Origin of the sequence: Mangrovimonas sp. DI 80 (genome assembly GCF_001975575.1) — a bacterium.
Classification (GTDB): Bacteria; Bacteroidota; Bacteroidia; order Flavobacteriales; family Flavobacteriaceae; genus Mangrovimonas_A; species Mangrovimonas_A xylaniphaga.
This window is the reverse complement of sequence record NZ_MSDT01000002.1, coordinates 445,526-464,965: the sequence shown is the minus strand read 5'-3', so window position 1 is coordinate 464,965 and position 19,440 is coordinate 445,526. Positions and strand designations below refer to the sequence as shown.

The window sequence follows — 19,440 nt, the reverse complement described above, 5'->3', positions numbered from 1 at the left end:
AATTTTTATAAAAATTGTATTTTTGGACAAATTTTGCAAAAGCGAAAAAGCAGTTAGTACACATAATGGATAAATATTCCTTTTTAAACGCAGCACATACAGCATACTTTGCTGACTTATACGATCAATATTTACAAAACCCAGATTCAGTTGAGCCAAGTTGGAGAGCCTTTTTTCAAGGTTATGATTTTGGTAGTGAAAGCTACGGAATGGAGGGTGAAATCGTTGAAGGGGTTTCGGCCCAAATTCCAGAACATTTACAAAAAGAGTTTCAGGTAGTAAGTCTTATTGATGGCTACCGCTCTCGTGGGCACCTGTTCACCAAGACCAATCCAGTACGCGAGCGCCGTCAGTATGAGCCTACCTTGGCAATAGAAAACTTCGGGCTATCCAAAGCCGATTTGAATACCGTTTTCAATGCAGGAGAGATTCTTGGAATTGGTGCACAACCATTACACGAAATCATAAGACACCTAGAAGCCATTTATTGCGATGCTATTGGTGTTGAGTATATGTATATAAGAAATCCAGAGCGTAAGCAATGGATTCAGGAGCGATTGAACATTAATGACAATCACCCGAAATTTTCTGTAGAACAGAAGAAGCACATTCTTAAAAAATTGAATGAGGCCGTTTCTTTTGAGAACTTTTTGCATACCAAATATGTAGGGCAAAAACGTTTTTCATTGGAAGGTGGAGAATCTTTAATCCCAGCTTTGGATGCCGTTATCGAACGTGCCGCTGAGTATGGTGTTAAAGAATTTGTGATGGGGATGGCCCACCGTGGACGTTTGAGTACCTTGACCAATATTTTTGGGAAATCTGCAAAGGATATCTTCAGTGAGTTTGATGGAAAGGATTATGAAGAAGAAATTTTTGATGGGGATGTTAAGTACCACTTAGGTTGGACTAGTGACCGTGTAACGGATACAGGAAAGAAAATCAATTTAAATATAGCGCCAAACCCTTCGCACTTGGAAACTGTTGGAGCCGTTGTTGAAGGGATTACCCGTGCAAAACAAGACGATAAGTATGCAGATGAACCATCATTGGTATTGCCAATCGTGGTGCATGGAGATGCTGCTATTGCAGGTCAAGGTTTGGTGTATGAAGTAGTGCAAATGGCGCAATTGGATGGTTACGGAACTAGCGGAACCATTCACATTGTAGTAAATAACCAAATTGGTTTCACCACAAATTACCTAGATGCGCGTTCTAGTACTTACTGTACAGATGTTGGTAAAGTAACTTTATCTCCAGTGTTGCATGTTAACGCTGATGATGCCGAAGCTGTGGTGCACGCAATGTTGTTCGCATTGGATTTTAGAATGCAGTTTAAGCGTGATGTGTTTATCGATTTGTTGGGGTATAGAAAATATGGACACAACGAAGGTGATGAACCTAAGTTTACGCAGCCTTTACTATATAAAGCCATTGCAAAACATAAAAATCCAAGAGATATTTATGCTGAAAAATTAATTGGTGAGGGGATTATTACCCAAGATTATGTAACCGAATTAGAGGAGCAGTATAAAGCATCTTTGGAAGAGAAACTTGAAGACTCAAGAAAAGAAGATAAAACGGTAATCACGCCGTTCATGCAAAATGAATGGGAAGACTATGTTTCGGTTAAGGAAGACGAAATGATGAAGAAGGTGGATACTACCTATTCTAGAGAAGGTCTTGAAAAAATTACCAATGTCATTTCTTCTTTGCCAAAAGATAAAAAGTTCATTCGCAAGATTGAGCGTCTAGTGGAATCTCGTAAAACAATGTTTGAAGAAGACAAGTTAGATTGGGCTATGGCTGAACACTTGGCTTACGGAACTTTGTTGGAAGAAGGGTACGATGTGCGTATTTCAGGACAGGATGTGGAGCGTGGAACTTTCTCTCACCGTCATGCCGTTGTGAAAGTGGAAGACAGTGAAGAAGAAATCGTATTATTGAATACCATTAGTGATAAGCAAGGACGTTTCTTTGTGTTCAACTCATTGCTTTCTGAGTATGGTGTAGTGGGATTTGATTACGGGTATGCTATGGCGAGCCCAAAAACCTTAACTATTTGGGAAGCACAATTTGGGGATTTCAGTAATGGAGCCCAAATTATGATCGATCAATACATTTCTGCAGCTGAAGATAAGTGGAAATTACAAAACGGTTTGGTAATGTTATTGCCTCACGGATATGAGGGTCAAGGAGCAGAACACTCTTCAGCACGTATGGAGCGTTACCTTCAGTTATGTGCTAAGGATAACATGTTTGTGGCCGACTGTACAACACCAGCCAACATGTTCCACTTGTTGAGAAAGCAAATGAAGGCCAATTACAGAAAGCCTTTGATCGTGTTTACTCCAAAGAGTTTATTGCGTCATCCAAAATGTGTTTCAACGGTAGAAGAGTTTGCTAATGGAAGTTTCCAAATGTTGATAGACGATGCCGATGTAGCAGTTGAAAACATAAAAACATTAGTGTTCGTAACAGGTAAGTTCTACTACGATTTATTGGAAGAACGTGAGAGCTTAAATAGAAATGACGTTGCACTAGTGAGAATAGAGCAGTTGTTCCCATTGCCAGATAAGGAAATTAGAGAAGTATTGGCTAAATATGACGGTGTAGAGGATGTTGTTTGGGCGCAGGAAGAGCCTAGAAATATGGGAGCTTACAGCCACATGCTAATGCATCTTGATGAAGCTAGAACTTTCAGGGCTGCAACACGTAGACCTTATGGGGCACCGGCAGCGGGAAGTAGCGTTCGTTCCAAAAAACGTCACCAAGAAGTCATTAACTTCGTATTTGATAAAACAAAAAATAACCAGAGATAATAAAATCCAACGATAAAATTATAACACAATGATTTTAGAAATGAAAGTCCCTTCACCAGGGGAATCCATCACGGAAGTAGAAATTGCAGAATGGTTAGTTGCAGATGGAGATTATGTTGAAAAAGACCAAGCCATCGCTGAGGTTGATAGTGATAAAGCAACCTTGGAACTTCCTGCTGAAGCCAGCGGAATTATCACGCTAAAGGCGGAAGAAGGTGATGCTGTTGCTGTAGGTGAAGTGGTTTGTTTAATAGATACCAGTGCGGCAAAGCCGGAAGGTGACGCACCAGCAAAAGAAGCTGTAAAGGAAGAAGCGCCTAAGCAAGAGGCTCCAAAACCAGTTGCAGCTCCTGAAACCAAAACCTATGCAACGGGTTCTGCAAGTCCAGCGGCTAAGAAAATCTTAGCAGAAAAAGGAATGGAAGCTTCTGAAGTTGCTGGTACAGGAAAAGATGGTCGAGTAACTAAAGAAGATGCTGTGAATGCTAAACCTTCTATGGGAACACCAACAGGAGGAAGTAGAGGAGAGACTCGTTCTAAATTGTCTATGTTGCGTCGTAAGGTAGCAGAGCGTTTAGTGTCTGCTAAAAACGAAACCGCGATGTTGACCACTTTTAATGAGGTGAACATGACGCCAATTTTTGAATTGCGTAACCAATATAAAGAGGAGTTCAAAGCTAAGCACGGTGTTGGTTTAGGTTTCATGAGTTTCTTTACTTTGGCAACTGTAAGAGCTTTAAAAGAGTTCCCTGCAGTAAACTCGATGATTGATGGTAAGGAAATGATCACTTATGACTTCTGTGATATCAGTATCGCTGTATCTGGACCAAAAGGATTGATGGTTCCTGTAATTCGCAATGCTGAAAACCTAACCTTTAGAGGTGTGGAAGCGGAAGTAAAGCGTTTGGCTTTACGTGCTCGTGACGGACAAATTACCGTAGATGAAATGACAGGGGGTACCTTTACAATTTCTAATGGAGGTGTATTTGGTAGTATGTTGTCAACTCCTATTATAAACCCTCCACAGAGTGGAATTTTAGGAATGCACAATATTATTGAGCGTCCTATTGCTGTAGATGGTAAGGTTGAAATCCATCCAATGATGTATTTGGCATTGTCTTATGATCACAGAATTATTGACGGAAGAGAGTCTGTAGGGTTCTTGGTAGCCATTAAAGAGGCGCTTGAAAACCCAACTGAATTGTTAATGAACAAGGATGTTAAAAAGGCTTTAGAGCTTTAAAAACATTCCTGATAATATTTAAAAAGGCGCCATTGAAAATGGCGCCTTTTTTTCTTGATAAATAACTAACTAATAACTAAAAAAAATTAACAAGAATATTTACGATTATTATTAAAATGGCACAGCTAACTAAGCTAATGACCACAATTTTATGTTGGTGTTCATAAGAATTCTTCATTGGGACAATGTTTAAATCATTACTTGTTAGGAGTGGTGAAATAAAAGCTCCGAGTCAACAATAAACCCAGAGCTTTTATAATTCTCCCTAAGAACTAATTAATAGCAATGTAAATTTCGCCATTATCTAGATGCGAAACAATACGTAGTTCTACGTATTTTTTGAACTAAAAAAGCGCAAACTTTACATTTGCGCTTTTCTGGGTTGGTTTGGTTTTTGGTTGATTTGATTATTTTTTGATTGATGAACGTTAGGTTAAGTTCAATGAAAACATACAAAGATGTTCATGGAAATAATCAAGACAGAGCTCAAAATTAGGGCAATGATTAACGCAAGGTTAACAAAGGTGAATTTTGATTTCATTTTTACAGGTGTTTATTCCTAAAAGGAAAATTATTAGGAATAAAACCTTGAACTCAATCAAGGTTTTACGACTTCCTAAATAAATTGATTAATAGCTCCGTAAAAGTCTTTAAAAATGTAATGTAAAACAATACGTAGAACTACGTATTTTAGGATAGAAATGATTCGTGCTCCTTTGCAAAAAGAAAAAGGCTTCGAGGTTTAGACTCTAAGTTCAGTTTCTGAATTATATGACTTTTATGTTTTTCAATAGTTCTGCTTGAGCTGAAAAGTACTTCACCAATCTCCTTGGCAGTTTTGTTCAAGGCTATTTGCTTGAGTACTTCTTTTTCGGTTGGAGTTAGGGTAAACAGTTCTTTCGGAACAGTTTCTTCTAAATGAGAAATAAGTTCTGGACTGAAGTATGATTTTCCTTTTTTAACAGATGTTATGCAATTTTCTATTTCTTCCAAGGCAAGTTCTTTTAGCACGTAACCATAAATGTTTAGGTTCTTTGCTTTTTTGTAGATAGCCATATCTTTTTCAAAAGTAATTAAGATGATTTTTGTGGGAAGACTGGCTTCTTTGCACTTGGCTGCAATTTCGAGTCCTGTTAAGCCTGGCATTTGTATGTCTAGGATTGCAATTTGTGGATTAAGTTCGGTAATTAAACGAAAAGCTTTTTCTCCATCTGTTGTACTGCCAATAATGTTGTATTTTTTTTCAGTTAAAAAGTCATTAAGGCCTTTGAGGATTAACGGATGGTCGTCGGCTATAATTATTGAAGCTTTCATTGGTTTAGTAAAAAGGGATAGGTATAAAGATACAAGTTTTTTAAAAACCTTAAAAACTATTGGGACTATGGCAATTTTAAATAGAGATACTTTTTGTCGTAATCTATAATTGCTTTTCCTTTTTTTAGAATATCCGCACCAATGATACCGTCTACTGGTTTTGAATTGTGACTGGTTAAGGCGGTGTTGACATGGGTAAGGTTGAACAGAATGATTGGCACTTTATCTTTTCTCCATTTGCCTATTTTCATTTTATTCTTTTTGGAAATCTGCGTGAGCATGTCTACCGCACCTGCTCCAGCCGCTTTGATTTCAGAATCCTTTACTTTTAAATTGAAGCGTTCAACCGTGTCAAAGCCTACACAGGTACTGGAAGCCCCGGTATCCAAAATAAACAATCCTTTAACACCATTAATAGTGGCTTTTATTTCAAAATGGTTGGTATGCGTTAAGTGCAATTTAATTTTGGTGTATCCTTTTTCCAGTAAAAAATCCTGTAATCTTTCCATTAGTATCTCTTTGGTGCAAAGATAATGATGTAAAACATATATTTTTGCAGCATGATGATTACAGATACCCATACCCATTTATATAGTGAGGCTTTTGATGAAGACAGGGCAGAAATGATGACTAGAGCACTAGAAACTGGTGTGTCGAGATTTTTTATTCCCGCCATTGATTCTTCGTATACAGAAGCCATGTTGGATCTTGAAGCTAAGTTTCCTGATTATGTTCATTTAATGGCAGGATTGCATCCAACTTCGGTCAAGGAGAATTACAAAGAGGAGTTGGCCCATGTGGAAGAGCTTCTGGCTAAACGTTCGTTTTGCGCTATTGGGGAAATTGGTATCGATTTGTATTGGGATACCTCCACGCTTGAAATTCAAAAGGAAGCGTTTCGTCATCAAATTCAATTGGCTAAAAAGTACCAACTGCCAATTGTCATTCATTGCAGGGATGCTTTTGATGAGATTTTTGAAGTGTTGGAAACAGAAAGGGGAGAAGATCTGTTTGGGATATTCCATTGCTTTACAGGAAATTTGGAGCAAGCACAAAGGGCTATTGGTTTTAATATGAAATTGGGAATTGGTGGTGTAGTCACTTTTAAAAATGGAGGATTGGATAAATTTATTTCCGAAATAGATTTGAAACATATTGTTTTGGAAACAGATTCACCATATTTGGCCCCGAAACCTTTCCGAGGTAAACGTAATGAAAGTGCCTATATAATTAAAGTGGTAGAAAAACTATCGGAACTTTATGGTGTTACTCAAGAAGAAATAGCAAATATCACCACGCAAAATTCAAAAGACATTTTTAGTATATAATATGGAACAAGGCCACCCAAATATTCTTTTGATTTATACAGGAGGAACCATAGGGATGATCAAGGATCCCAATACCGGTGCATTAAAAGCTTTCGACTTCAATAATCTACTGAAACAGATTCCAGAATTAAAACTGTTGGATTGTGACATTAATACGGTCTCTTTTAAAGAGCCCATCGACTCTTCCAATATGAGTCCCGAATATTGGGTGCAATTGGCAGAGATTATTGAAGACCATTATCACGAGTTTGACGGATTTGTGGTGCTTCATGGTAGTGATACCATGAGTTATACTGCTTCTGCCTTGAGCTTTATGTTGGAAAATTTGGCGAAGCCTGTTATTTTAACTGGGTCACAATTGCCAATTGGGGATTTAAGAACCGACGCCAAGGAGAATTTGATCACTTCTATTCAAATGGCTTCCTTGCAACATAGAAACCGTCCTGTCATAAGGGAAGTAGGGTTGTATTTTGAATACAAGTTATATAGAGGTAACCGCACCACAAAAATAAATGCAGAACATTTTGAGGCATTTGAATCTTTGAATTATCCACATTTGGCGGAATCTGGAGTGCACCTTAAAATCAATCACGATTATTTGTTTAAACCAAACGCTAGAAAGAAACTGGTGGTACACAAATCTTTCGACACCAATGTGGCATTGATTAAGTTGTTCCCCGGAATTTCGAAGGCTACTTTGGAATGTATGAGCCATAACCCCAATATCAAAGGTGTGATTTTGGAAACTTATGGAGCAGGAAATGCAACAACAGCGCCATGGTTTGTGGATTTTATTAAACAATTGGTGAAAAATGGGGTTCATGTGGTGAATGTGACGCAATGTTCTGGAGGAAGTGTCGCTATGGGGCAGTATGAAACAAGTTCTCATCTTCAGAATATTGGAGTGATTTCAGGTAAGGATATTACTACCGAGGCAGCTATTGTCAAATTGATGTATTTGCTGGGTGAAAAAGTTGCGGTGAAAACATTCAAAACCATATTTGAAACCGCACTGCGTGGAGAATTGTCTTAAAATTAACTCGTAAAATTTTCAGCTTTCAAAAGTTTTTTGGTTATTTGCTAAACTTTATTAAAAAGCAATAAACAGAGAGGTGGCCGAGTGGTCGAAGGCGCACGCCTGGAAAGTGTGTATACGCCAAAAGCGTATCGAGGGTTCGAATCCCTTCCTCTCTGCTCTTATTTTATTTTTAATTACAAATTTTTTATATCTTTAACACTTTAACTAATAAAATTAAGATTAAGAACAATGAAAAGACTATTTTCTATCCTAGCCATAGCAGGAACCATGGCTTTCGGAACTGTTAATGCTAATGCATACACTACTACTAGCGCAGCTACTGCAACTGTTGCCACTGTAACACAAGAGGACGAATCTGCTGCTCCTGCTGAAGAGACTCTTGGATTCCACCAAGAGCTTAAGAAGCGTTTTATTGAAGGTGGTCCTGGATTTATGGGGATTGTATTGCTATGTTTGATCTTAGGATTGGCTATTGCAATCGAAAGAATTATCTTTTTGAACTTATCTACTACGAATACTAAGAAATTAACCAAGAATGTAGAGGATGCTTTACAATCTGGAGGTATTGAAGCTGCTAAGGAAGTTTGTAGAAACACAAAAGGGCCTGTTGCCTCTATCTTCTACCAAGGTTTGGATAGACATGATGAAGGTATCGATGCTGCTGAAAAAGCTGTTGTAGCTTACGGTGGTGTTCAAATGGGACAATTAGAGAAGAACGTTTCTTGGATTTCATTATTTATCGCTTTGGCACCGATGTTAGGGTTCATGGGAACTGTAATCGGGATGATTCAAGCATTCGATAAAATTGAAGCAGCTGGTGATATGCAACCATCATTGGTAGCGGGAGGTATTAAAGTAGCACTTTTAACAACGGTATTTGGACTTATCGTAGCTATCATCCTTCAAATTTTCTACAACTACATTATTGCTAAAATTGATAGCATCGTTAACGATATGGAAGATGCATCTATTACTTTAATGGATATGTTGATCAGATACAAAAAATAATCCGCAATAATTTTTATTAACTATGGGTTTACACAAAATTTTAAGAATACTAGTAGCTATCTTAAGCGTTTTAGGTGTTATTTTCTTGGGCCGTATTATAGGTGAAGGAGATGATGCTATAAAGGCAGCTGCTTTGGAAGGAGATACAGCAATTGTTGACCCTATCGCATATATTGCTTACGTTGTTTTAGGGATTATCTTAGCGTTTGTAGTGTTCTTCGTATTGAAAAACTTAGTAACACACACTGCCTCCCTTAAAGGAACTTTGATAGGAGTTGGACTTTTTGCTGCTATACTGATTGTAGCTTACGCCGTTTCTGGAGGAGATACTACAGTATACAAATACAACAACCAAGTGGCTACAGAAACTGAGTCGCACATGGCGGGCGCTGGATTAATTGCGTTCTACATTCTAATTATCGCTGCAGCAGCATCTATGTTGTTGGCAGGTGTTAAAAAAATGATTAAGTAATTATGGCAAAAAGAGCAGCACCCGAAGTAAATGCAGGATCGATGGCTGATATTGCGTTCTTACTTCTTATTTTCTTCTTGGTAACAACCACTATTGAAACCGATACAGGTTTGAGTAGAAAGTTACCGCCAATAGATGATAGTCAAGTTGAGCCACCAGTAATTAAACAAAAAAACATTTTTACGGTGTTAATCAATAAAAATGATCAATTGTTGGTAGAGGACGAATTGATGGAGTTGAAGGATTTAAGAAAGGCAGCTGTTGAATTTTTAGATAATGGTGGTGGAGCAGGCGAAGATGCTTGTGGCTACTGTAAAGGAAAGAAAGATCCTAAATCTTCTGATAACCCTGATAAGGCAATTATCTCCCTTAAAAATGAGAGAGAAACATCATACGCAATGTATATTTCTGTACAAAATGAATTGGTGGCTGCCTATAACGAATTGAGAAATCGTCGTGCTCAGGAATTGTTTGGAAGACCATTCCACGAAATGGAACTTGCTTACGATGACTCCCGTTCACCGGAATTTAAGAGTGAGAAGTTAAAGGAAAAGATCGAGAAGATAAAACTTGAGTATCCTCAAAAATTATCTGAAGTTCAATAGTAATTTAGAAAACACAATTTTATGTCTAAATTTAAAAAGAAAAAATCAGGCGATTTACCGGCGATCTCAACAGCATCTCTACCCGATATTGTATTTATGCTTTTGTTCTTCTTTATGGTTGCTACCGTAATGCGTGATACTACATTAAAAGTGAAAAACGATCTGCCATTTGCAGACCAAGTTGAGAAACTTGACAAAAAAGACTTGATTATGTATATCTACGCAGGTAAACCATCTGATAGATTTCAAAGCACGTTTGGTAAAGAAGCCCGCATCCAGTTAAACGATAAGTTTGCGGATGTAAGCGATATCCAAGCTTTTATTGAAGCTGAACGCGCTTCTAAGCGTGAAGAGTTAGTGCCTTATTTAACTACTGCATTGAAAGTTGATAAGGACGTAAACATGGGAATTGTTGGTGATATCAAGACAGAACTTAGAAAGGTGAATGCCTTGAAGATTAACTACACAACCAGAAATGGTGATATTTCCCAAAATAAAGATTAAATAATTTTATTTGTTAAAAATATGGAGAACATCCTGGTGCTTGCATCAGGATGTTTTTTTATATCCTGACTTTAACTCTCAAAAGTTTATTCTCCTATATTTGTTACAATGAAACACTTGCTAACCACCTTTTTTATAGTTTGCTTTTCTGGTTTGGGATTTTGTCAGGTCCTTTCCGATTCTGTTGTGGTTGATACCAAGTACAGGGAAGATCAGTTTTATGCTGGGGTAACCTATAATTGGTTGGTCAAGGAGCCTTCTGGTTTGTCACAAACAGGCTTTTCTTATGGATTACATTTGGGCTTTGTTCGCGATATGCCCATCAATAAAAGACGTAACGTAGCCTTTGGTTTAGGACTTGGATTTGCATTTAATAATTACCGTCAAAATATGGCTATAATTAATGAACCAAATCGCGGTTTTAGTTATAGCATTATTGATGATAGCGAAAACCCATATTCAAAAAATAAATTTTCTACTTATGTCATCGAAGTCCCTTTTGAAATTCGCTGGCGTACATCAACAGCCCAATCGTATAGTTTTTGGCGTATTTATACGGGATTTAAGCTGGGGTACGTGTTTTACGATACTTCTAGATACGAAGGAAGCCTAGGGACGTTTAAATACAAAAACAATGATGATTTTAATGCCTTCCAGTATGGGCTTACTTTAAGTGCTGGCTATGACGATTTCAACCTTCATCTTTATTATGGCTTAAATTCTATTTTTGGGGATGTTCGGGTGGACAATGAAGCCTTAGACATGACTACGTTGAAAATTGGCTTAATGTTCTATTTTCTATAGCCAATAATTGAGCATTATCAACTGCGGTAAAAAGCCTATAAAAAATCCAATTAGCAATTCAATCGGCGTATGGGCTTTCATATGAAGCCTAGATGAAGCTATAGCACCTAAAACGATGCACATAAAGGCAATACTTCCATTAATATTTATCTGAAAATGGATCCCAATGGCAACGGCAAACATAAAAAATCCTGCTGCAGCAATCATATGGATACTAGCTTTGATGTCCATGAGGGCCAAAATCAAGCAAGTTAGGGTTGAGCATAGAATGCCGATAAAGAAAAAGTAAAGCTCTGGGATTTCGTTTTGGGGTAATACCCTAGTGAAAATTAAAATGACAATAGCACACTGCAATACCAACGGAAGCACCCTTTCCTTAGTAGTCTCCAAATGAAACGAATCTATTTTCTTAAGTGTTTTTAATAGATAAAATAATAGAATAGGAAGTACAATGGTTAGTATGGTAACGGAAAACAACTTCGCTTTTACAATGGGTTCAGGGATGTACCTTGGCGTTCTGGAAAAGTAAAAAAGTACCCCTAAAAGAGGCATTAGAACGGGGTGAAATATAAATGAAATGGCTCTTAGCATGCAAGGAAGCAGTCTTTGGGTTTGGAATTTCAATTATGGTTACAAGATAGCATTCCTTATTGATTTATAAGAACTCTTGGCAATTGAAATTAATCCAATTAGTTTGATTTTTGGAAAGAGGGAATGTAAACCCTTAGAACTATATTTTTTTACGTAACCTCGCCACAGGAAAATCCAATTGTTCTCTGTACTTCGCGACGGTTCTTCGGGCGATGGGATAGCCTTTTTCCTTTAGAATAGATGCCAATTTTTCGTCAGTAAGTGGTTTGCGTTTGTCTTCTTCTTCTATAACCGTTTCTAGGATTTTTTTTATTTCCTTGGTTGAAACTTCCTCTCCTTGGTCATTGGTCATGGATTCTGAAAAGAATTCTTTGATGAGCTTGGTTCCATAAGGGGTATCTACATATTTACTGTTGGCCACACGTGATACGGTAGAGACATCCATGCCAATATTGTCGGCAATGTCTTTAAGAATCATCGGTTTCAACTTACGCTCATCCCCTGTAAGGAAGTATTCTTGCTGATAATCCATAATGGCACTCATGGTCACAAAAAGGGTTTGCTGACGTTGTTTTATGGCTTCGATAAACCATTTGGCAGCATCCAGTTTCTGCTTAATGAATAGCACGGCATCCTTTTGTTGTTTAGACTTGTCCTTACTTTCTTTATAGCCCTTCATCATGTTGCTGTATTCTCTGGAAACATGTAATTCAGGGGCGTTTCTTCCATTAAGAGTCAATTCCAATTCGCCATCCACAATCCTAATAGCAAAATCTGGCACCACATGTTCCACCATTTTATTGCCGCCAGAATAAGAGCCTCCCGGTTTTGGATTGAGGTGTTCTATTTCCTCTATAGCATCCCTAAGCTGTATCTCGGTAACATCGAATTTTTGAAGCAGCTTTTTGTAGTGCTTTTTGGTGAATTGCTCAAAAGCATTGTCTATAATATCAATGGCCAATTCTACGTCTGGAGTTTTTTCTTTGCGATGAAGTTGAATGCTCAAACATTCCTGTAAATTTCTGGCGCCAACACCTGCGGGATCTAATAAATGGACCGTATGAAGCACTTTTTCTACGGTTTCTACCTCTGTAAAGATATTTTGGGTAAAGGCTAGGTCATCTACAATATCGTTTAAAGAACGTCGTATATAACCACTTTCGTCAATGCTTCCAACCAAGAATTCGGCAATGTCCATTTCTTCATCCGAAAGCCTGAAGGTATTGAGTTGGTTGGTCAAATGTTGTGTAAACGATGTTCCGGCGGCATAGGGCACACTTTTTTCTTCGTCGTCACTACTGTAGTTGTTGCTTTGTGTACGGTAGTCAGGGATGTCATCATCGCTCAGGTAATCGTCTACATTAATGTCTTCTGCGGTGATGGTTTCATTATCATTGATCTCATCGGCAGAATTGTCAAATTCCTCAAAGGTATCCTCGTAATCTTCGTGTTTTTCCTTTCCGCTTTCCAAGGCAGGATTTTCTTCCAGTTCTTGCTTCAAACGCTGCTCAAATGCCTGTGTAGGCAATTGGATCAATTTCATCAATTGAATTTGTTGCGGCGATAGTTTTTGCGATAATTTAAACTGTAAATACTGCTTGAGCATAAGGTAAATTTGCTTTCGGATAAAGGTAAAAAAAACAACCTATATTAAAATGTAAACATAGGTTGTTTTGGGAATTTTTATGCTAATTTTTTATTAAAACTCGGCGTTTTGAGGCGTCCTTGGATAAGGGATGACGTCTCTAATATTGGTCATTCCTGTGGCGAACATTACTAAACGCTCAAAGCCAAGTCCAAAGCCAGAGTGAACCGCAGTTCCGTACTTGCGTAAATCTAAATACCACCAAAGCTCTTCTTCTGGAATGCCAATGGCAGCCATTTTTTGTTTTAATACATCCAGACGCTCTTCACGTTGTGCGCCACCAACAATTTCTCCAATTCCAGGGAATAAAATATCCATAGCACGAACAGTTTTGCCGTCGTCGTTCAAGCGCATGTAAAAGGCCTTGATGTTGGCTGGATAATCGAACAAGATAACAGGGCACTTGAAGTGCTTTTCAACAAGGAAACGCTCATGCTCACTTTGAAGGTCTGCACCCCATTCATCAATGATATAGTTGAATTTCTTCTTTTTGTTTGGTTTCGAATTTCTTAGAATATCGATGGCCTCAGTATAACTTACACGCTTGAAATTGTTGTCTACAACAAACTTCAATTTTTCAATAAGGCTCATTTCGCTGCGCTCGGCTTGAGGCTTGGTTTTCTCCTCGTCCAACAAACGTTGCTCCAAGAATTGAAGGTCGTCTATGTTGTTTTCCAACACGTAGTTGATAACGTATTTCATGAAATCTTCAGCAAGGTCCATGTTGCCTGCCAAGTCCATAAATGCTACTTCTGGTTCAATCATCCAGAATTCTGCCAAGTGTCTTGAAGTATTGGAGTTTTCTGCTCTAAAGGTAGGTCCAAAAGTGTACACTTTCCCTAAGGACATAGCGTAGGTTTCGGCCTCCAATTGACCCGATACTGTCAGATTGGTTTCCTTTCCAAAGAAATCTTTGCTGTAATCTACTTCTCCAGTTTCATTTAAAGGAGGTTTTTTAGAGTCCAAATTGGTTACTCTAAACATTTCTCCGGCTCCTTCAGCGTCACTACCTGTAATAATAGGCGCATGCATATAGTAAAAACCATTCTCGTTAAAGTACTTGTGAATAGCAAATGACAATGATGAACGCAAACGCATCACGGCACTGAACGTATTGGTTCTTGTGCGTAAGTGTGCATTCTCACGTAAGAATTCGAAGGAATGCTTTTTAGGTTGAATAGGATAGGTTTCTGGATCGGAATCTCCTAAGATTTCAATGGTCTTTACCTGGATTTCCACACGTTGTCCTTTTCCTTGGCTTTCTACCAATTCCCCTACAATGTGAACTGCAGCCCCAGTGGTAATGCGTTTTAGGGTAGAAGGATCGATGTTTTCAAAATCCACGACACATTGAATGTTGTGGATTGTAGAACCATCGTTTAAGGCGATAAACCTGTTGGCTCTAAAGGTACGTACCCAACCTTTAATTTCTATGTCATGAAATGTGATATCCTGCGATAATAAGTCGGCAATTGTATGTGATTTCATTTCTAAATCAATATTATTTTAAAGCTTATTTGCATGGAAGCAGTTGTAAACAAGTCGGCTTCAATTGCAAATAGGTTATTGGTTTTAAATTTTGAACTGCAAAGATAAAAAAGCCAAACGGCATTTTTATCGATAATTGCTATTTAAATACTTCAAGGGTTTGTAGAATTATAAAAGTCTCTTTAAACTGTTATTTATTTGATTACAGTCATTAGATAAAATATAACCCAATAATTGTGTTAAGATTTATAATTGAATTTTTTGCCACCATCCTGAACTTCTATTTTTACAATACTGTCCATTGGTATTTGCCTAGTAAGCCCTTGTATAAAACGTGAACGACCTCCTTTTAGGGTATCATTTTCTAAAATAACCGTATCGAAATATACAATGTATTTTTTACCGTTGCGATGAGTCACTCTCATTTCAATTGATGGTGAGTTTTCCAAATACAGCTGATTTCCTTCTTTATCAAATACAATAAGTCTGTCGATGTTATTTGCAGAATATTTGATATTTCCATAAGTCAATGGATTATTTATCATAACATTCTTCATATTCTCAGACTTAGATGTAATCATTTGTTCACGAAAACTATCGGTTGGGATTGTATAAGTTTTACAAGAGATAATCAAAAGTAATACTCCAATTCCGATTATTTTTGAAGTTAGTTTTTTCATTCGAGTAAAGTATAGTTGGATATTTTATAGTTGAAATAATTGGAAACGTGAATACTTAAAACAAGGAATTTGGCTTCCTAAAAAGACAAATTCCAATGTTTATAGTATGTATATAAAGTTTAAATCTGGTCCTCTTCGTCTTCCTCTGGAATAATGTTGATAGAAGGTTCTCTTAAAACTTCCTTGTTGGCAATACTTCTTTCCAAGGATAGCAATAAAGATGGCAGCAGCAATAAATTGGATAACATGGCGAACAACAAAGTGGTGGACACCAATGCTCCTAATGCTACCGTTCCTCCAAAACTTGAAATGGTAAATACCGAGAATCCAAAGAACAATACAATGGAGGTATAGAACATACTCACTCCAGTTTCACGCAATGCTCCAAATACCGATTTTCTGATTTTCCAATGGTTGGCTTGCAATTCCTGTCTGTATTTTGCCAAAAAGTGAATGGTATCATCTACCGAAATTCCAAAGGCAATACTAAATACCAAGATGGTTGAAGGCTTGATTGGAACTCCCAAGAATCCCATCAAACCAGCGGTTACCAACAACGGCAATAGGTTAGGGATTAATGACACTATAATCATCTTGAACGAACGGAACATATAGGCCATAAACAATGATATTAAGAAGATGGCCAAGGACAATGAAATGATCAAGTTTTTCACCAAGTACTTGGTTCCTTTTTGGAATACCAATGCTTTACCTGTAAGGGTTATGGTGTATTGTTCTTCAGGGAATACTTTGTCAATTCTAGTTTGTAAATCTTCTTCAATACGCTCCATTCTGTCGGTGCCAATATCCTTCATGAACGTGGTGATACGGGCATATTGACCTGTGCTGTCCACAAAGTTTTTCATTAAATCCACATCCGAAGATGAGTTTTTGGCATAGGATAGAATGAAATTATTTTCCTGACTGGTTGGCAATTGATAGTATTTTGGGTTGCCATTGTAAAAAGCTTGCTTTGAATATTTCAACAAACTTACTACAGAAATAGGTTTGGACAATTCCGGAGTTTCATTGATGACTTCCTCCAACTCACTCATACGTTTCAGAATGCTCAACTTCATTACCCCTTTTTTGCGTTTTGTGTCCACCATGATTTCCAAAGGCATGATACCATCAAATTCACTTTCAAAGAATCTGATGTCGTCAAAGAATTCGGTGTCCTTTGGCATGTCTTCAATTAAGCTTCCTGAGATTTTAATTTGGTAAATCCCAATAATGCTGGCCATGATCAAAATCAACGAAATGGAATAAATAGCAATATTGTGCTCTTTTACCATACGTACCATCCATTCTACGAAAGTGCCTATCCAACGTTTGTTTAAGTGCTCTAGGTGGCGATCTTTTGGGTGCGGCAAGAAAGTGTAGATAATTGGAATGATCAATAAACATAGCACAAAAATGCCCAAAATGCTTAAAGAGGCTACAATACCAAATTCCTTTAAAAGCTTACTTTCTGTAAGGATAAAGGTGGCAAAACCGGAAGCCGTGGTAATGTTGGTCATCAAGGTGGCATTTCCAATTTTTGTAATGACACGCTGAAGCGATTTTACCTTGTTTCCGTGCAATTTCACCTCATGCTGAAACTTGTTGATGAGGAATATACAGTTAGGAATCCCGATAACGATAATTAATGGTGGAATTAAGGCTGTTAAAACCGTGATCTCATACTTCAACAAACCTAAGAGGCCAAAGGTCCACATTACCCCAATACACACTACGATTAGCGAAATAAAGGTGGCTCTAAAGGACCTAAAAAAGAAAAAGAAGATTACGGACGTTACCAAAAGGGCAGCTCCAATAAACAATCCAATTTCATCAATGATACTTTTGGCATTCAACGTTCTGATGTAAGGCATCCCAGAGACTCTTACATCGAGGTTGTTGGCAGCTTCAAATTCTGCAATTTTTGGTTCCAGAATTTGCTCTATAAAATCTTTTCTAAGAGACGTATTTACAATGTCCTTTTTCATGTAAATGGCCGATCTCACCGTTTTCGTTTCCTTATTGAAAAGGAAATTGTCATAAAAAGGATATTGTTCAAAAAGCTCTTGCTCTAGGGTGTCAATCTGTGACATGGAATGAATGGAATCCTTGATGAAAGGTTCCAAATCAAATTTTTGCTCATCGGTGTTTTTGACAAGCTTTTGAAGATCTTTTATGGAAACTACGGTTTCTACTTCTTCATAAGGCTTAAAACTTTCGGAGAGTTGGTTCCAAGCGTTGAGTTTTTCCACGGTAAACAAGGTGGAATCCTTCACTCCAATTACAATCAGGTTTCCTTCTTCTCCGAAGATGTCAAGAAAATTGTTGTAGGTAATATTTACCTCATGGTCATCTGGCAATAAATTGGCTTCGGTATAGGTGAAGCGCATGTATTTCCATTGATAACTGAAAAACAACGTAACCGCTACAATACCAATTAAAATGGCAACTTTGTTACGTAAAATAAGTCTTGCAATGACTTCCCAAAAGCCTGTTGTAAATAGTTTGAGCATAGCTTGATAAAAACAGGCGACAAAGGTAGGAAAAACCTAAGGAACTGGTTGCAAAATAGGGTATTTAATTCTGTTAAAGGGTGAGGTTGAAAGTAAACTTTACGGCAATGTTATCTTCTTCCCTTGGTAAGTGATAAGCGCCATAGCGATAGGCAAAACTTAGCCCAAAGCCGAACAATAGTTTGTTGATTTCAAGACCAGATTCGGTATAGCCTTTATCCAAAGTTCCAAAAGTAACATTTTGGTGTCGTTCAATATGGTCCATGTCACCGAGGGCATAGCGCGTAATCAATACCAATTGCGGTTGGTAACGTTCAGTGATTTTAAAGGGCTTAAAGAAATGTTTGATTTGAAAGGTTGTAAATCTATCTGAGAAAAACTCATTGAAGTACATGGTCTCAAAACTGTTCAGTCCCGCTACAGAGAAACGTTGTAAAATGGTTTCCTTGGTGATGTTGTTGGGGTAGGTGTGGTACAAATGGGTTAGCGGTGCCTTTCCTTTTGCAATTCCGGCACGCAATGTGAATTTTGTTTCCGAAGCATTAGGATATACAATTTGATAGATACTTCTGAAATCTAATTTTAAGAAATTGAAGTTGCCATCAAAGATGTTCTTGTAACTCTGGGTGTATTGCAGGGTAAACTGTGGAAATCCCTTTTTAAGTTCCCTCAACTTATCGTCAACATATTCGTATCTACTAAATGGACTCCATTGCAGGGATACAATTGAAGTGGTCAAATCGAAATCATGATAGGCCTTGTCATCCACCACAAAGGAATAGCCATAGGTTGGCAAAACATCGGTGCTGGCCAATTGGATTTCTGTGAGCAAGCGTGGCGAAATGCGGTGTTCCAAGGAAATAGTCCGATTGATCAATCGGTGGAACAGATCAATGTTAAGCAATCGTGGTTGAAACAGTTGAAAAAAGCGTTTGTCCGTTAAAAAGGTGGAACTTCCCGTTTCCTGAAGATCGTCTGTGTAGGCCACATTGATCCAAGTGTTGGAACGCGGTCTCACCCTTGTGCCTCCACCAATGCTGTATTTCCATCGGTCGTCTCTAAATCCGTAAGACAGATATCCGGTGGCACGGTATCTGCTTGAAAAGGCGTCATTGGTAACTGCTCCCATACCTGTACGAAAGCCTTCGTATTGGTTAAATTTTACTAAATATCTCAAATCAAAATTGAAATATTTGGTAGGGAAATAACCGTTGCCAATATTGGTTATAAAAGCCTTCCTTTTTATGGAGTCTTGTTTGGTGCTATTTAAGGAGTCTGTTGGTGCGGTTTGCGACTGTACGGCGATAGAGCATAGAACAATAAATAAGGAAATGCAGTGCTTACGCATGTAGAATATCGAAATGGTTATTAAAAGGCATCTAAA

Annotated in this window: 17 protein-coding genes and 1 tRNA gene; 10 read left to right on the top strand and 8 right to left on the bottom strand. The window is 37.9% G+C overall.

Going from position 1 to position 19,440, the window contains the following annotated elements:
• Positions 1-65: 65 nt before the first annotated feature.
• On the top strand, positions 66-2,822 hold the full coding sequence (locus tag BKM32_RS02660; RefSeq protein WP_076662431.1) for a 2-oxoglutarate dehydrogenase E1 component: 2,757 nt from the start codon (positions 66-68) through the stop codon (positions 2,820-2,822).
• A gap of 28 nt (positions 2,823-2,850) precedes the next feature.
• On the top strand, positions 2,851-4,065 hold the full coding sequence (odhB, locus tag BKM32_RS02655; RefSeq protein WP_076662430.1) for a 2-oxoglutarate dehydrogenase complex dihydrolipoyllysine-residue succinyltransferase: 1,215 nt from the start codon (positions 2,851-2,853) through the stop codon (positions 4,063-4,065).
• A gap of 690 nt (positions 4,066-4,755) precedes the next feature.
• Here the strand turns inward: odhB and BKM32_RS02650 are convergent.
• Positions 4,756-5,379: a response regulator transcription factor gene (locus BKM32_RS02650; protein ID WP_076662429.1), complete on the bottom strand. Its 624-nt coding sequence runs from the start codon at positions 5,377-5,379 to the stop codon at positions 4,756-4,758.
• A gap of 65 nt (positions 5,380-5,444) precedes the next feature.
• Complete coding sequence (locus BKM32_RS02645) at positions 5,445-5,888, bottom strand: TIGR02281 family clan AA aspartic protease (protein WP_076662428.1); 444 nt, start codon at positions 5,886-5,888, stop codon at positions 5,445-5,447.
• Between the two features lie 51 nt (positions 5,889-5,939).
• Between BKM32_RS02645 and BKM32_RS02640 the strand changes: the two genes are divergently transcribed.
• From BKM32_RS02640 to BKM32_RS02605, 8 genes are all read left to right on the top strand, one after another.
• A complete protein-coding gene (locus BKM32_RS02640; protein WP_076662427.1) occupies positions 5,940-6,707 on the top strand; it encodes a TatD family hydrolase in 768 nt (255 codons plus the stop codon).
• A gap of 1 nt (position 6,708) precedes the next feature.
• Positions 6,709-7,740, top strand: coding sequence for an asparaginase (locus BKM32_RS02635; RefSeq protein WP_053976259.1), 1,032 nt, complete (start codon positions 6,709-6,711; stop codon positions 7,738-7,740).
• Between the two features lie 73 nt (positions 7,741-7,813).
• Positions 7,814-7,901 (top strand) — tRNA-Ser (locus BKM32_RS02630).
• 73 nt (positions 7,902-7,974) lie between these two features.
• Complete coding sequence (locus tag BKM32_RS02625; protein ID WP_053976258.1) at positions 7,975-8,754, top strand: MotA/TolQ/ExbB proton channel family protein; 780 nt, start codon at positions 7,975-7,977, stop codon at positions 8,752-8,754.
• Positions 8,755-8,776: 22 nt separating this feature from the next.
• Positions 8,777-9,226, top strand: a complete 450-nt coding sequence (locus BKM32_RS02620) for a hypothetical protein (RefSeq protein WP_053976257.1) — start codon at positions 8,777-8,779, stop codon at positions 9,224-9,226.
• 2 nt (positions 9,227-9,228) lie between these two features.
• The gene (locus BKM32_RS02615; protein ID WP_053976256.1) at positions 9,229-9,831 is read left to right on the top strand and encodes a biopolymer transporter ExbD; all 603 of its coding nucleotides are present in this window, start codon (positions 9,229-9,231) and stop codon (positions 9,829-9,831) included.
• Between the two features lie 21 nt (positions 9,832-9,852).
• On the top strand, positions 9,853-10,335 hold the full coding sequence (locus BKM32_RS02610) for a biopolymer transporter ExbD (RefSeq protein WP_053976255.1): 483 nt from the start codon (positions 9,853-9,855) through the stop codon (positions 10,333-10,335).
• Between the two features lie 108 nt (positions 10,336-10,443).
• Complete coding sequence (locus BKM32_RS02605; RefSeq protein WP_076662426.1) at positions 10,444-11,139, top strand: porin family protein; 696 nt, start codon at positions 10,444-10,446, stop codon at positions 11,137-11,139.
• Here the strand turns inward: BKM32_RS02605 and BKM32_RS02600 are convergent.
• The 6 genes from BKM32_RS02600 to BKM32_RS02575 all read right to left on the bottom strand — a co-directional run bounded on the left by BKM32_RS02600 (position 11,134) and on the right by BKM32_RS02575 (position 19,404).
• Positions 11,134-11,691: a hypothetical protein gene (locus tag BKM32_RS02600; protein WP_253187388.1), complete on the bottom strand. Its 558-nt coding sequence runs from the start codon at positions 11,689-11,691 to the stop codon at positions 11,134-11,136. The genes BKM32_RS02605 and BKM32_RS02600 overlap by 6 nt on opposite strands.
• A gap of 178 nt (positions 11,692-11,869) precedes the next feature.
• Entirely contained in the window at positions 11,870-13,336 is a 1,467-nt protein-coding gene (gene rpoN, locus BKM32_RS02595; RefSeq protein WP_076662424.1) for an RNA polymerase factor sigma-54, read from the bottom strand.
• 93 nt (positions 13,337-13,429) lie between these two features.
• On the bottom strand, positions 13,430-14,863 hold the full coding sequence (asnS, locus tag BKM32_RS02590; protein ID WP_053976251.1) for an asparagine--tRNA ligase: 1,434 nt from the start codon (positions 14,861-14,863) through the stop codon (positions 13,430-13,432).
• 239 nt (positions 14,864-15,102) lie between these two features.
• Entirely contained in the window at positions 15,103-15,420 is a 318-nt protein-coding gene (locus BKM32_RS02585; protein WP_123812049.1) for a hypothetical protein, read from the bottom strand.
• Positions 15,421-15,662: 242 nt separating this feature from the next.
• Positions 15,663-18,056: an RND family transporter gene (locus BKM32_RS02580; RefSeq protein WP_076662422.1), complete on the bottom strand. Its 2,394-nt coding sequence runs from the start codon at positions 18,054-18,056 to the stop codon at positions 15,663-15,665.
• 73 nt (positions 18,057-18,129) lie between these two features.
• The gene (locus BKM32_RS02575) at positions 18,130-19,404 is read right to left on the bottom strand and encodes a hypothetical protein (RefSeq protein WP_076662421.1); all 1,275 of its coding nucleotides are present in this window, start codon (positions 19,402-19,404) and stop codon (positions 18,130-18,132) included.
• Between the last annotated feature and the right edge of the window lie 36 nt (positions 19,405-19,440).